General features: G+C 67.5%; 12 protein-coding genes. 7 read left to right on the top strand and 5 right to left on the bottom strand.

Annotation, left to right across the window (positions count from 1 at the left end; genetic code table 11):
- Positions 1-265: 265 nt before the first annotated feature.
- From ABZ725_RS50205 to ABZ725_RS50195, 3 genes are all read left to right on the top strand, one after another.
- Complete coding sequence (locus tag ABZ725_RS50205) at positions 266-2,311, top strand: M4 family metallopeptidase (protein WP_358809075.1); 2,046 nt, start codon at positions 266-268, stop codon at positions 2,309-2,311.
- Positions 2,312-2,611: 300 nt separating this feature from the next.
- Positions 2,612-4,279, top strand: coding sequence for a M4 family metallopeptidase (locus tag ABZ725_RS50200; RefSeq protein WP_358809074.1), 1,668 nt, complete (start codon positions 2,612-2,614; stop codon positions 4,277-4,279).
- 74 nt (positions 4,280-4,353) lie between these two features.
- Complete coding sequence (locus tag ABZ725_RS50195) at positions 4,354-4,872, top strand: DUF1990 domain-containing protein (protein ID WP_358809073.1); 519 nt, start codon at positions 4,354-4,356, stop codon at positions 4,870-4,872.
- A gap of 95 nt (positions 4,873-4,967) precedes the next feature.
- On the opposite strand, the gene ABZ725_RS50190 is transcribed toward ABZ725_RS50195, so the two are convergent.
- Genes ABZ725_RS50190 through ABZ725_RS50180 form a run of 3 tightly spaced genes read right to left on the bottom strand, consistent with a single transcriptional unit; the run spans position 4,968 to position 6,193 of the window.
- Positions 4,968-5,420: a PIN domain-containing protein gene (locus tag ABZ725_RS50190; RefSeq protein ID WP_358809072.1), complete on the bottom strand. Its 453-nt coding sequence runs from the start codon at positions 5,418-5,420 to the stop codon at positions 4,968-4,970.
- Positions 5,413-5,694, bottom strand: coding sequence for a type II toxin-antitoxin system prevent-host-death family antitoxin (locus ABZ725_RS50185; RefSeq protein WP_358809071.1), 282 nt, complete (start codon positions 5,692-5,694; stop codon positions 5,413-5,415). Before ABZ725_RS50185 ends, ABZ725_RS50190 begins: the two co-directional genes overlap by 8 nt.
- A gap of 55 nt (positions 5,695-5,749) precedes the next feature.
- Complete coding sequence (locus tag ABZ725_RS50180) at positions 5,750-6,193, bottom strand: ATP-binding protein (protein ID WP_358809070.1); 444 nt, start codon at positions 6,191-6,193, stop codon at positions 5,750-5,752.
- A gap of 245 nt (positions 6,194-6,438) precedes the next feature.
- On the opposite strand from ABZ725_RS50180, the gene ABZ725_RS50175 reads away from it, so the two are divergent.
- The 4 genes from ABZ725_RS50175 (at position 6,439) to ABZ725_RS50160 (ending at position 9,469) form a co-directional block, all read left to right on the top strand.
- Complete coding sequence (locus ABZ725_RS50175) at positions 6,439-7,293, top strand: helix-turn-helix transcriptional regulator (RefSeq protein ID WP_358809069.1); 855 nt, start codon at positions 6,439-6,441, stop codon at positions 7,291-7,293.
- 11 nt (positions 7,294-7,304) lie between these two features.
- Positions 7,305-7,499 (top strand): DUF397 domain-containing protein, encoded by a 195-nt coding sequence (locus tag ABZ725_RS50170; protein ID WP_358809068.1) that lies wholly within the window; start codon positions 7,305-7,307, stop codon positions 7,497-7,499.
- Between the two features lie 312 nt (positions 7,500-7,811).
- Positions 7,812-8,846: an alpha/beta fold hydrolase gene (locus tag ABZ725_RS50165; protein WP_358809067.1), complete on the top strand. Its 1,035-nt coding sequence runs from the start codon at positions 7,812-7,814 to the stop codon at positions 8,844-8,846.
- 164 nt (positions 8,847-9,010) lie between these two features.
- Positions 9,011-9,469 carry a VCBS repeat-containing protein gene (locus ABZ725_RS50160; protein WP_358809066.1) on the top strand — a complete coding sequence of 153 codons (459 nt, stop codon included), beginning with the start codon at positions 9,011-9,013 and terminating at the stop codon, positions 9,467-9,469.
- 37 nt (positions 9,470-9,506) lie between these two features.
- On the opposite strand, the gene ABZ725_RS50155 is transcribed toward ABZ725_RS50160, so the two are convergent.
- Positions 9,507-10,430 carry a hypothetical protein gene (locus ABZ725_RS50155; RefSeq protein ID WP_358809065.1) on the bottom strand — a complete coding sequence of 308 codons (924 nt, stop codon included), beginning with the start codon at positions 10,428-10,430 and terminating at the stop codon, positions 9,507-9,509.
- A 1,299-nt stretch (positions 10,431-11,729) separates the two neighbouring features.
- On the bottom strand, positions 11,730-12,335 hold the full coding sequence (locus ABZ725_RS50150) for an SMI1/KNR4 family protein (protein WP_358809064.1): 606 nt from the start codon (positions 12,333-12,335) through the stop codon (positions 11,730-11,732).
- Positions 12,336-12,348 lie beyond the last annotated feature (13 nt).

Raw genomic sequence — 12,348 nt, 5'->3', positions numbered from 1 at the left:
CCTTTGGTCCGTATATCGAACATGAACTCCCGGACAACGGACCGTTTCCGGCCAAATCTCTGACGCGGTCCTGACAGACAGCGCAATCCACTGCCACTCTTCCCACTGCTGGTTCACAGCAACCCCACAGCCCCCGGCTGCGGCGGGGGGCCGCTCCACGTACCGCCTTTGTTCTGCGTACCGCCTTTGTCGTGCCCGTACGGCCCACCCGCCGTCGGGTCTCCCCCTGGCCGCGTGATCCGCGGCCGCGCAGAAGGAGTCAGTGTTGAGCAGCAGTTCCTCTCACAGACGCACCCCCCACACCCCCACCCGTCGCGCCGCGGCCGTCGCCCTCGTGGGCGTCTCCGCGCTCATCGCCGCCGCCGTGCAGTCCGGCGCCGCGACCGCCGCCCCGGTGCAGGCGCCGTCGACCGCGGGCCGGGTCCTCCCGGGCGCCGAGTCGGTCCAGCTCACCCCCGCCCAGCGCGCCGAGCTGATACGCGCGGCCGACGCCGACAAGACGGCGACCGCCAAGGAGCTCGGCCTGGGCGCCAAGGAGAAGCTGGTCGTCCGGGACGTCCTGAAGGACGGCGACGGCACCGTCCACACCCGCTACGAGCGCACCTACGACGGGCTGCCCGTACTCGGCGGCGACCTGGTCGTCGAGTCCACGAAGGCCGACGCGACCGAGGCCGTCGTCAAGGCCACCGGCGCGAAGATCGCGCCGGCCACCACCGTGGCCGCCGTGCCCACCGCCAAGGCCGAGGCGCAGGCGCTGTCCGCGGCGAAGGCGGAGGACGCCAAGAGCCCCGACGTCAACCGGGCGCCGCGCAAGGTGATCTGGGCTGCGAGCGGCACGCCGACCGTGGCGTACGAGACGGTCGTCGGCGGGTTCCAGCACGACGGCACCCCGCAGGAGCTGCACGTCGTCACCGACGCCACCACGGGCGCGAAGCTGTACGAGTGGGAGGCGATCGAGACCGGCACCGGCAACACGGTGTACAGCGGCCAGGTCGCGCTGACCACCACCCAGTCCGGGTCGACGTACAACCTCACCGACGGCGCGCGCGGCGGCCACAAGACGTACAACCTCAACCGCGGCACGTCCGGCACCGGCACGCTGTTCTCCGGCGCCGACGACATCTGGGGCAACGGCGCCGCGTCGAACCTGGAGTCGGCCGCCGCCGACGCCCACTACGGCGCCCAGCTGACCTGGGACTACTACAAGAACGTGCACGGCCGGTCGGGCATCCGCGGCGACGGCGTCGGCGCGTACTCCCGCGTCCACTACGGCAGCAGCTACGTCAACGCGTTCTGGTCCGACAGCTGCTTCTGCATGACGTACGGCGACGGCTCGGGCAACGCCAACCCGCTGACGTCGATCGACGTGGCCGCGCACGAGATGACCCACGGGCTCACCTCCAACACCGCGGGTCTCAACTACAGCGGCGAGTCCGGCGGTCTGAACGAGGCGACCTCCGACATCTTCGGCTCGACCGTCGAGTTCTACGCCAACAACTCCTCCGACGTCGGTGACTACCTCATCGGCGAGGAGATCAACATCAACGGCGACGGCACGCCGCTGCGCTACATGGACAAGCCCAGCAAGGACGGCTCGTCCAAGGACAGCTGGTACTCCGGCATCGGCTCGATCGACGTGCACTACTCCTCGGGCCCCGCGAACCACTTCTTCTACCTGCTGAGCGAGGGCAGCGGCACCAAGACCATCAACGGTGTCACCTACAACTCGGCCACCTCGGACGGTCTGCCGGTCACCGGCATCGGCCGCGACAAGGCGGAGAAGATCTGGTTCCGCGCGCTGACCACGAAGTTCACGTCGACGACCAACTACGCGGGCGCCCGCACCGGCACCCTCGCGGCGGCGGGTGAGCTGTACGGCACGACGAGCGCCGAGTACACGGCGGTGCAGAACGCGTGGGCGGCCATCGCGGTCGGCTCGCGGCCCGGCGGCGGGGGCGGCGGCACGGTGTTCGAGAACACCGCCGACGTATCGATTCCGGACAACGGGGCGGCGGTCACCTCGTCGATCACCGTCTCCGGACGGACGGGCAACGCGCCGTCGAGCCTCCCGGTGGCGGTCGACATCACCCACACCTACATCGGCGACCTTCAGGTGCAGCTGGTCGCGCCCGACGGCACGGCGTACACGCTGAAGGCGTACAGCACCGGTGGCAGCACGGACGACATCAACACCACGTACACGGTGAACGCCTCCTCCGAAGTCGCCAACGGCGTCTGGCAGTTGCGGGTCCAGGACAACGCGGCCCAGGACACCGGCCGCATCAACGGCTGGAGCCTCACCTTCCCGTAGGCAGCACGCGCTCGCACGGACAGCCGTACGGGGACGCCGTCCCGGAGGTTCTTCCCCTCCGGGACGGCGTCCCCTTTTTGCCGGCCCCTTACCTACGGCCTGTTGGCCCTTTACACAGGTCAACTCCGTTTACATTCCAGCAATGTTCATTCAGACGTCTATTTTCAGCCAACATCACTTTGGGGTCCTGACATGTACGCGACCTGATGCGAGGCTTCCTCACACCCGCCGCACAACTTCACAGCCGTCACGGACAGCAGCCCCACGCCGTTCGGACCCCCCACATTTCAAGGAGCTTGTGTGACCTCCCTCTACGCGCGTCACAAGCGCACCACTCTGGCCATCGCCACCGCCGTCGCGGCCGGAGCGCTCGTCACCACCGGCCTGACCACCGGTACCGCCGCCGCCCAGACTCCCGCGGAGTCCAGCGGCACGTCGGTCCCGCTCGGCGCGCCGATCCAGCTGTCGCCCGCCGCCCGCACCACGCTGATCGCGCAGGAGCAGGCGGACGCGCCCGAGACCGCCGAGCGAATAGGCCTCGGCGCGCAGGAGAAGCTCGTCGTCAAGGACGTCGTGAAGGACGCCGACGGCACCGTCCACACGCGCTACGAGCGCACCTACGCGGGCCTGCCGGTCCTCGGCGGCGACCTCGTCGTCCACGAGTCCGCGACCGGTGGCGCCAAGGGCGTCACCAAGGCCAACTCGGCGACCATCAAGGTCGCCACGCTCACCCCGAAGGTCACCTCCGCCAAGGCCGAGACCCAGGCGCTGACCGCGGCCAAGGCCGCCGGCTCCGAGGCCACCGCCGCAGACCAGACCCCCCGCAAGGTCGTCTGGGCCGGCAACGGCACGCCCGTCCTCGCCTACGAGACGGTCGTCGGCGGCCTCCAGGACGACGGCACCCCGAGCGAGCTGCACGTCATCACCGACGCGGCCACCGGCAAGAAGCTCTACGAGTACCAGGGCATCGAGACCGGCACCGGCAAGAGCCTCTACTCGGGCACGGTCACCCTGGGCACGACCCTGTCGGGCTCGACGTACCAGCTGACGGACGGCACCCGCGGCAGCCACAAGACGTACAACAAGGCGCACGGCACGTCCTCCTCCGCGGGCACCCTGTTCACCGACGCGGACGACACCTGGGGCACCGGCGCGGCCTCCAGCTCCACCACGGACCAGACCGCCGCCGTCGACGCCGCCTACGGCGCGCAGACCACGTGGGACTTCTACAAGTCCACGTTCGGCCGCAGCGGCATCAAGAACAACGGCGTGGCCGCCTACTCCCGCGTCCACTACGGCAACGCGTACGTCAACGCGTTCTGGGACGACAGCTGCTTCTGCATGACGTACGGCGACGGCGACGGCAACACCCACCCGCTGACCTCGCTGGACGTGGCCGGCCACGAGATGAGCCACGGCGTCACCTCCAACACCGCGGGCCTGAACTACTCGGGCGAGTCCGGCGGCCTCAACGAGGCGACCTCCGACATCTTCGGCACCGGCGTGGAGTTCTACGCCAACAACTCCAAGGACGTCGGCGACTACCTCATCGGCGAGAAGATCGACATCAACGGCGACGGCACCCCGCTGCGCTACATGGACCAGCCCAGCAAGGACGGCGGCTCCGCCAACTACTGGTCCTCGTCGGTCGGCAACCTCGACGTGCACTACTCGTCGGGCGTCGCGAACCACTTCTTCTACCTCCTCTCGGAGGGCAGCGGCTCCAAGACGATCAACGGCGTGACCTACAACTCGCCCACGTCCAACAGCTCCACGGTCACCGGCATCGGCCGCGACAAGGCGCTGCAGATCTGGTACAAGGCGCTGACGACGTACTTCACGTCGACGACGAACTACAAGGCGGCCCGCACCGGCACCCTGTCGGCGGCCTCCGCCCTGTACGGCGGCACCTCCAGCACCGAGTACAAGGCGGTCGCGGCGGCCTGGTCCGCCGTCAACGTCAGCTGACTCTGTTGTAGTTGAGAGGCAGGGCGGCACCCGGGACGAAGGCATCCCCGGGTGCCGCCCTACTCTTGGCTCCCATGTCTGCCAAGGCCTTCACGTACGACGACGTCGGCGCGACCCGCGACCGACCCGGCTTCTGCCCGCCCGGCTTCCACGCCCTCCATGTGCGCACCCGCCTCGGCGAGGGCCACGACGTCTTCCGCCGCGCCGCCGAAGCCGTCCTGACCTGGGAGATGCACCGCGCGCTGGGGGTGGGCATCGACGCGAGCGCGGACCGGGCGGCCCCGGACGTCGACGTCACGGTCACCCTGGCCGGCCTCATAAAAGCCCCCTGCCGAGTGGTCTGGACGGTGGACGAACACCGACGGGCCGGCTGGGCGTACGGCACCCTCCCCGGCCACCCCGAGCGCGGCGAGGAGGCCTTCGTCGTCGACCGCACCGGCGACGGCACGGTCTGGCTGACGGTGTCCGCGTTCAGCCGCGGCGCAAAGTGGTACGCAAGGGCCGGCGGCCCTGCGACCCGAGCCATGCAGCAGGCGTACGCCCGGCGGTGCGGGGTGGTGTTGCGGGGGTTGAGCGAGAGCGACAAGTCGTAGCGGGGAGCGGCTGACCGACGACGCCACGGCTCCCGCACCTGCGGTGGGAGCCTTCGCGCCACCTTGCCGAGAACCCGTCGTCGTCAGAGATGTCGTCAGAGATCTTCGGGCAGCAGGCGGAACGCGTCGTGCCGAGTCAGGGGACGGATGACACGGAAATGCTTGTCCGTGGTGAAAACCGCGTCGGTCCGGTAGGCAGCCGCGAGGGCCGCGTTCATGGCATCTGTCAGCCCCACGCCCTTGCCCCCGTCAAGGTCGCGGTAGCCCTCCGCCACACTGACGGCAGTCCGGAAGTGGGGACCCACGTCGGGGATCTCGAAGCGCCGAAGGTCTGCTTGCTTCGCGATGAAGTCAAGGGCGATGCCGGCCGCACGACTCCCGCTCCTTTCGCAGAGGAAGTAGTCCAGCTCCGCGAGGACCAGGGGCGAGACCACCAAGTGCCCGATACGGGCGAGTGCGGCCGTGTGCTCGGCGTGACGCGGATCCTTCTTCGCCAGGATGCGATAGAGGCCGTTGGTGTCGGCGATGGCGACGGGCACGCTACTCATCGAGGTCGCCCCCCATGCCGCGCAGAGCGGTGTTGATCTCCTCGTCCGTGACGACGGGAAGATCGAGATCGGGGATGTCCAGTTCCCCCATGGGGTCGGTACGGAACTGATGGACAGGCTCGTCCAGACGGTCTATCGGGACGATTCCCATGATCGGCCGACCGTTCCTGGTGACGATCAGCGTCGCCCCCGCCTCGACCTGCTCGGCGATCTTGCTCGGCTGGTTGAGCGCCCGGAGCGGTACGACCTCGGGCTGATTCTCGTCTGCGAACATACCGAGACCGTACCACGATGTACCACACCTCGGGCGGGTGCACGGCCCGCCAGCCTCAGGCCATCCCTCGCCGCGCACCCACCTCGAACCACAACAACTTCCCGCCCCCGCGACCCAGCGGCCAGCCACCCCACCAGTCCGCGTACTCCTGGACCAGATACAACCCCCGCCCACCCTCACCATCGACCGGGACGGACGCGAGACGATCCCCAGGAGGCTCGGCGAAGGGCGCGGGGATGTACGGATGACCGTCCCAGACACCGACCCTGAGCCGACCGTCCCCCGGGGCGGTGAGCCGGAGCGAGGCGGGCCCGTCGGTGTGCCGGTAGACGTTGGCCACCATCTCGGACGTCAACAACTCGACGACGTCGAGCACTTCACGCATCCCGTGCCCCACGAGTGCCGCCCGCACGGTCATACGTGCGACCCGTGCGGCTCTGGGGTCATGCGGCAGCCGGAGGGCGTACGTCCAGGTGTCGGGCGGGGCTACGGTGACCATGACGACCTCCGGGAGGAAGAGAGGGAGGGGCAGAGGAAGGGGACTTGGACGACTCGCTCACGACCGCGCCGAGCGGTGGCATTGCCTGGCGGTGCGCTTCCGGCTTAGGGGTGCGGGGTGTTGAGCGGGTACGTGACCACCGTAGAGCAGATGGTTAGATAGCTCTAACTAAATTACCTGTAAACCTCCAACCTTCACTCCTGTGAGGGACCGGAGTGCCGCGTTGCGGCCAAGAAGGAGACTCCGTGCCGCCCACCAACAGCCCCACGCTCCGCCAGCGGAGGCTGGGCTCGGAGCTGCGTAAACTCCGTGAGCGCGCCGGGCTCACTACCACCACCGCCGCCCAACTGCTCGGCGTCAACCAAGCACGCGTCAGCATGGTCGAGACGGGGCGCACGCCAGTGAGCGCCGACCGCATCCGCTCCATGGCCCACGCCTACGACTGCCCCGACGAGCGGCTCGTCGACGCCCTGGCCGCCATGACCGGCCGGCGCACTCGCGGCTGGTGGGAGGAGTACCGCGAACACGTACCCGTCGCACTCGTCGACCTGGCCGAGCTGGAGCACCACGCCACCGCGCTTCGCGTGGCACTCCTCTTTCACATCCCGGCACTGCTCCAGACCACCGACCACGCCCGAGCCCTGTTCCAGGCCGTGGTCCCACCCATGCAGCAGTACGAGATCGAACATCGCCTGACCCACCGCATGAAGCGACAGGGTGTCCTGCACAAGGAAAACCCGCCCCCGTACACGGCGATCATTCACGAGGCGGCACTGCGCATGGGCTTCGGCGGCCCGGTGGTCACCCGAGGCCAACTGAAACACCTGCTCGACATGACGGAACTGCCCCATATCGCCATCCGAGTCATCCCCTTCGACACGGACGACTTCCCGACCACGGGCCAGTCCTTCGACTTCGTGGAAGGACCGCTCCCCCAACTCGACACGGTCCAGCTGGACTCACACCACGGTGCCTGCGAATTCCTCGACGCCGAAGCCCAGTTGGACAAATACCGAGCCGTACTGGATCGCATGGAGTCCTGTGCCTTGGACGCCACCGCGTCACGCGACTTCATCCACCACCGCATACAGGACCTGTGAAAGGACCAGCCATGCAGCCCCTCCACTGGCAGAAGTCGTCCTACAGCGGCGACGGCTCGAACTGCGTCAACATCGCCGCCGACCCCACGGGCACGCTCCACCTCCGGGAGAGCGACGAGCCGGAGGTAGTCCTCACAACGACCCTGGTCGGCTTGCGAACGCTGATAGACGGCTTGAGGGGGCTTCCGGCTCATCCTGGCCGATAGTCGGACTCCGAGCCGGTTCCAAACCAGGTTGCGCAGGTCGCGCGCAAGGTCACACGCGAGACACCACGCCGCAGCCCTCTTGAACGGGGATGCCTTTACTTCGGTCGTAGGGGTCCGTGGGCAAGGTCCGCACGGATCCCAGGTGGGCGACTGCGCTCGTGCGGGCCCTGCTGGTGCTGACGAACCGGGAAGTCGCCCGCTGACGGACGACCTTGTCGGTGGACTCCCGCCCCAAACCTGCCCGAGCCTCCCGACGCCTACGCACACCAGGCCATCTGACGAGCCCACTGAGGCTGGTGGCGCGGGCGGAGAATGAGCGACAATCGCATGGTGCAGCAGCGGCTCGGTTGGGTGGTGTCCTCCGGTGGCGCCAAAGTAGCGTGCGCCTCGGTCGGTGCGGGTCGGCCATTGGTCTACGTGATGGGTTGGCTATCGCACCTGCAGCTGAGTTGGGAGCTGCCGGCCGAGCGGGCGCTTTACGAGGAGCTGGCTCGGGGTTGCCGGCTTGTGCGCTATGACCGTTCCGGATGCGGATTGTCGCCGACCGTGGATCGCCCGGCGTCGTTAGCATTCGAGCTGGAGCATCTGGCGGCGATCGCGTCATGGCTGGGTGAACCGTTCGATCTGATAGGCACGTCGATGGGGGCTCCGGTGGCCGTGGCGTGGGCGGCGGCTCATCCCGGCACCGTTCGGCGCCTGGTGCTGTACGGCGGCTGGGTGCGCGGCGCCGACCTGTCCGCGCCAGGTGTTCGTGATCATGTGCTCGGGCTGGTCGAGTCGCACTGGGGGCTGGGATCGGACGTGTTGACCGACATTTTCGCCCCTGACCTCGATCCCACGACGCGGGCGGAGTTCGGCCGCTACCAGCGCGCCTGCTCGAACGCCGCGACCGCCCGGGCGCTGCTCGCGTTGAGCTACGAGATCGACGTCACCGACCGCCTCGGCCAGGTGCAGGCGCCGACGCTGGTGGTGCATCGCACCGGCGACCGCGCGGCACCCGTCGCGCAGGCCGAAGCCCTCACCGCCGGCATCAACGGTGCCCAGCTGGTGCGGCTGCAGGGCCGATCGCACCTGCCGTACGCGGGTGACCGCGACGAGCTGGTGCGCGTCATCCGCCGCTTCCTCGGACTGTCCGTCCCCCGGCGCCGTACCGACGGGTTGACGGCGCGCCAGCACGAGGTGGCTGACCTGGTGAGCCAGGGGTGCACGAACCGCGAGATCGCGACGCGCCTGGGAATCGATGAGCGCTCGGCCGAGGGGCACATCGAACGGATCCTTCTGCGGCTGGGGTTCCGGTCCCGCGCCCAGATCGCCGCGTGGTACAGCGCACGACGCGATCAAGCCTGAGTCCACAGTGGGGTATTTCCACGCCTGACGGGCCGACCCGATCGGCGCAGAGTTCCTGGTGACCGACAGCGCGAGCACAAGTCGCTGCCGGGTGTGGCCGATGTGCACATTCATCACTCGGGCGTCGGCCGAGGACCAGTCAGATCCAAAGGAGCTTGGGAGACATGAAGATCAGAAGGAGATTAGGTGCGCTCAGCGTCGTGCTGGCCATGGCCGGCGTCAGCCTGATCGCTGCGTCAGCCGGCGTGAGCGCGCAGTCTGGGCCGCTGTCCAGCGCCGCGAGTGACGGTTCATTCACGGTCACCAACTCGAGTTCGCCCTCGTTCGCGGGCTGGGCCCAAGGGGTCGGGGCGAACGTCACCAGCGGCGATTTCAACAATGACGGCCGCACGGATCTCGCGCTGACCGGCGTAGCCGGATGGACCACCATTCCCGTGGCACTGTCCAATGGTGACGGTTCATTCACGGTCACCAACTCGAGTTCGCCCTCGTTCGCGGGCTGGGCCCAAGGGGTCGGGGCGAACGTCGTCAGCGGCGATTTCAACAATGACGGCCGCACGGATCTCGCGCTGACCGGCGTGGCCGGATGGACCACCATTCCCGTGGCACTGTCCAACGGATAGCGGCAGGGTCACCGCTGCCAGCACCCTGTCTTGTCACTCAAGTGACTACGGGTGTTGAGAGCGTGTGAATGGTGGAAGGCACTGCTGTGTCTGGGGGGAGCTCAAGCGCAGAGTGAAGTACAAGCTCAAATACACAGCAGCGTACGAACGTTCGGCAGGGTCGAGGGCGGCAGCCCTCGACCCTGCCCACAGCCGCTGTTACCGGTGGTTTGCGACGGCGGATTCGTGCGAGAGCAGGCCGGGGAGCAAAGGCGTCAGCTATGGCCTGGGGGGCCCGAGATGATGAAACGGCTACCGTGTCCACCCGCGTCCGGTGAAGCTTCCCCTCGGCCTCGTCCACAGGCACCGTCACCTCGCCGGACAGGATCTCCGGCATCGTGTCCCGAGTGATCTCCAGTCGGGACAGACCAGCCTCCCGCTCGGCAACACGACCAGCCAGCTCCTCCAGCCACGAGCAAAGTTCACTGATTTCGGCCCGAGCAGCCGCCTCCCGCCGCTCGATCTCCTCCAGCCACGACACCATCGCCGCCCTGACTGGTGGACCCGCACAGGCCGCGGGCATCACCGGGATCAACATCACGGACACGCGGGCCTGCCTCGACAACGACACCAACAACTCGTTGAAACTGCAGATGTGGACCTGCACCGGCGGACCCGAGACGATCACCCGATCACGGTCGGCCTCTCCCGGAGCCTTGGCCCTCCAGAACTCCAGGGCGTTGAGGGTCTCCTCCTCCATCCCCTGGAAGGTAGGCTCTGCCCCTTCCTCGGCCCTGGACTCCGGCGGAATGAGAACCAGGTAGTCACTGATGGCCCCCGCTCCATAGCGGGTGATGAACTCCTTGTAGTCGCCAGGGAAACGTGTTCCCCAGCTCCGTTCCACCGAGTCCCAGACGACGGTGTCCCCGGCACCCGGGTGGGGCGGCATCAACTGGGCGAGAAGGTCGATACGCTGCGTCATTTCGTGGCTCCGGGGCTTCAGGGAATCGAACCGGTGGGCACGGCCCTGCCGTTGGTACCGTCCGTGACGGTACCAACGTTCTTCCAGCCTTCCTCTGGGCTGTAGACGGAGTTGGGAACCAGCTAGCTGAAGGAGTGTCCTGCTTATCCGACCGGTCACACACCGCTTGCGGTCAGTTTGAACGAGACGGGTGCGGTCCGAGAATCAACGGGGGTCTCCGCAGGGAGCCGTGACGCGTTTACCGCTGCCCCCGCTTCCCCGGTGCCAAAAGGATCGCCCACAGCCGTCGCTTGCTCCGGGTCGCCCTCCCGTTCGTCTCCCACGAGGCCAGCCCGGACGCCCCCCTCGGGCAGCTCTCGAGACTCCTGCTGCCGCAGCCGCTCCTTGACCATACGAGCCTGCGCGAACCGCTCCTTCGCGGCGGACGCAAGCACCCCGTGTCCGCTGTCCTGAACGAACTTCCCCCATTCCTCGTCGGATATGAAGCTGCCGGGATCGGGCGGCTTCCCATCCCCTTCACCCTGTCCCGAACCGGATCTAGCCCTTCGGACGGTCTGGCGGGCACGCGCGTTCGGCCTTCCTGCGAGTCACCTGCGGGGCGGCACAGCCGATGTCGGTCATTGGCCATAGAAAGCTGGGGCCGCAGCTCGTCCAACGAGGACGTGGCCCGACTTCAAGCGAACGAACTCAGGTCCTCATCCCCCCGAACCCGGCACCCCTGTCTCGACCGGATCGCCGGGCTGCCATTGCGCCGAAGTCCACTCCGGAGTGGGGGACGGACGAGGCGGCGCGGGCGGAGGATTCGAGCCACGATTGGGGTTCTGCGGAACGGAACCTGACCCGCCTGCCCCGCTCCCAGCCGCACCGGAACCGCTCGCCTTGCCAGAGCCACTGCCCACGTGCGTCGACGAACCCTTCGTCGCCCGCGGAGTCGACATCTTCGATGGTGACGTCTTCGACGGTGAGGGCGTGGGCGATGCGGTCGCCGAGCGACTCGCAGCAGAGCCCGACGACGCAACACCGCCCGACGGACTCGCCGACACGGAAACAGAGTTCGTAGGCGATTGCTCCCCCGCTGTCGGCTCGTCGGCACCGATAGCGCCGACAGCTGAACATCCCAACAAGCACAGCCCAGCCAGGCTTACAGCAGCCCACGGCACCGCCGCCCGAAGAATACGGCGTCTCTGCATGTGGGATCTCTCTTCGCTCACTTGCGTCGTTCCACTCACTCGTTGCTCTGACTCGGGCGTCTGGTCAAGTTGGGGACCTATCTACAGCTGCCGTTCCATTCAGCCGTGCTCAATCACCGAACATGCCGGCATACGGATCGGGTTCACCGGTCCACGGAGAGATTCCGGACTTTCGGAGTCGCTGCTCCTCCTCCTTATGCAGGAAGCGGGCGGAACCGACCCCCCAGAGCGCGACATCACCCAGCGGACACTCGTCAAATTCCGCACGGAACAAGCGGCACAAGAATTCCATCATGCCGCACGCGTACTCGGTCCATAGCGCGTCGCCCCGGCTCCACACCACTACGGGCCACTTGTCAGGATTGGTGTCAGTGGCCAGCCAGCACAGAATGTCAGCGCTGGAATCCACTCCCCAGGCAATGAGACGCGGAATCTCCGCTACCCCTGGCTTGGCAGCCCGCCACACGTCCTCAGCGTTCTCTGATTCATGTTGCATGCCCAAATAGGAGGACTCGCCGCCAGGATCAACGTGGGTCTCAGGCACCATCAGCCCCAAGTAATCATCGATGGCACCTTCGCCATATTCGGCCACAAACTCTTTGTAATCACTGGGGAAGCGCGTGCCCCAACTGGCCTCGATGGCATCCCAATCCACGGTGTCACCGGCTCCCGGATGGGAGGGCATGATGCGCCTCACTTCTTCAAACCAGGACACGAATCCATCACCT

This window comes from Streptomyces sp. NPDC006872 (genome assembly GCF_040635845.1).
Taxonomy (GTDB): Bacteria; Actinomycetota; Actinomycetes; order Streptomycetales; family Streptomycetaceae; genus Streptomyces.
The sequence above is the reverse complement of the archived record's forward strand: the minus strand, read 5'-3'. Positions and strand labels throughout refer to the sequence as shown.

Coding starts and splice junctions, on each gene's coding strand:
- ABZ725_RS50155 (WP_358809065.1), bottom strand. CDS start 10,430: ATGACGCAGCGTATCGACCTTCTCGCCCAGTTGATGCCGCCCCACCCG.
- ABZ725_RS50190 (WP_358809072.1), bottom strand. CDS start 5,420: ATGAGTAGCGTGCCCGTCGCCATCGCCGACACCAACGGCCTCTATCGC.
- ABZ725_RS50180 (WP_358809070.1), bottom strand. CDS start 6,193: ATGGTCACCGTAGCCCCGCCCGACACCTGGACGTACGCCCTCCGGCTG.
- ABZ725_RS50170 (WP_358809068.1), top strand. CDS start 7,305: ATGCAGCCCCTCCACTGGCAGAAGTCGTCCTACAGCGGCGACGGCTCG.
- ABZ725_RS50160 (WP_358809066.1), top strand. CDS start 9,011: ATGAAGATCAGAAGGAGATTAGGTGCGCTCAGCGTCGTGCTGGCCATG.
- ABZ725_RS50195 (WP_358809073.1), top strand. CDS start 4,354: ATGTCTGCCAAGGCCTTCACGTACGACGACGTCGGCGCGACCCGCGAC.
- ABZ725_RS50165 (WP_358809067.1), top strand. CDS start 7,812: ATGAGCGACAATCGCATGGTGCAGCAGCGGCTCGGTTGGGTGGTGTCC.
- ABZ725_RS50185 (WP_358809071.1), bottom strand. CDS start 5,694: ATGTTCGCAGACGAGAATCAGCCCGAGGTCGTACCGCTCCGGGCGCTC.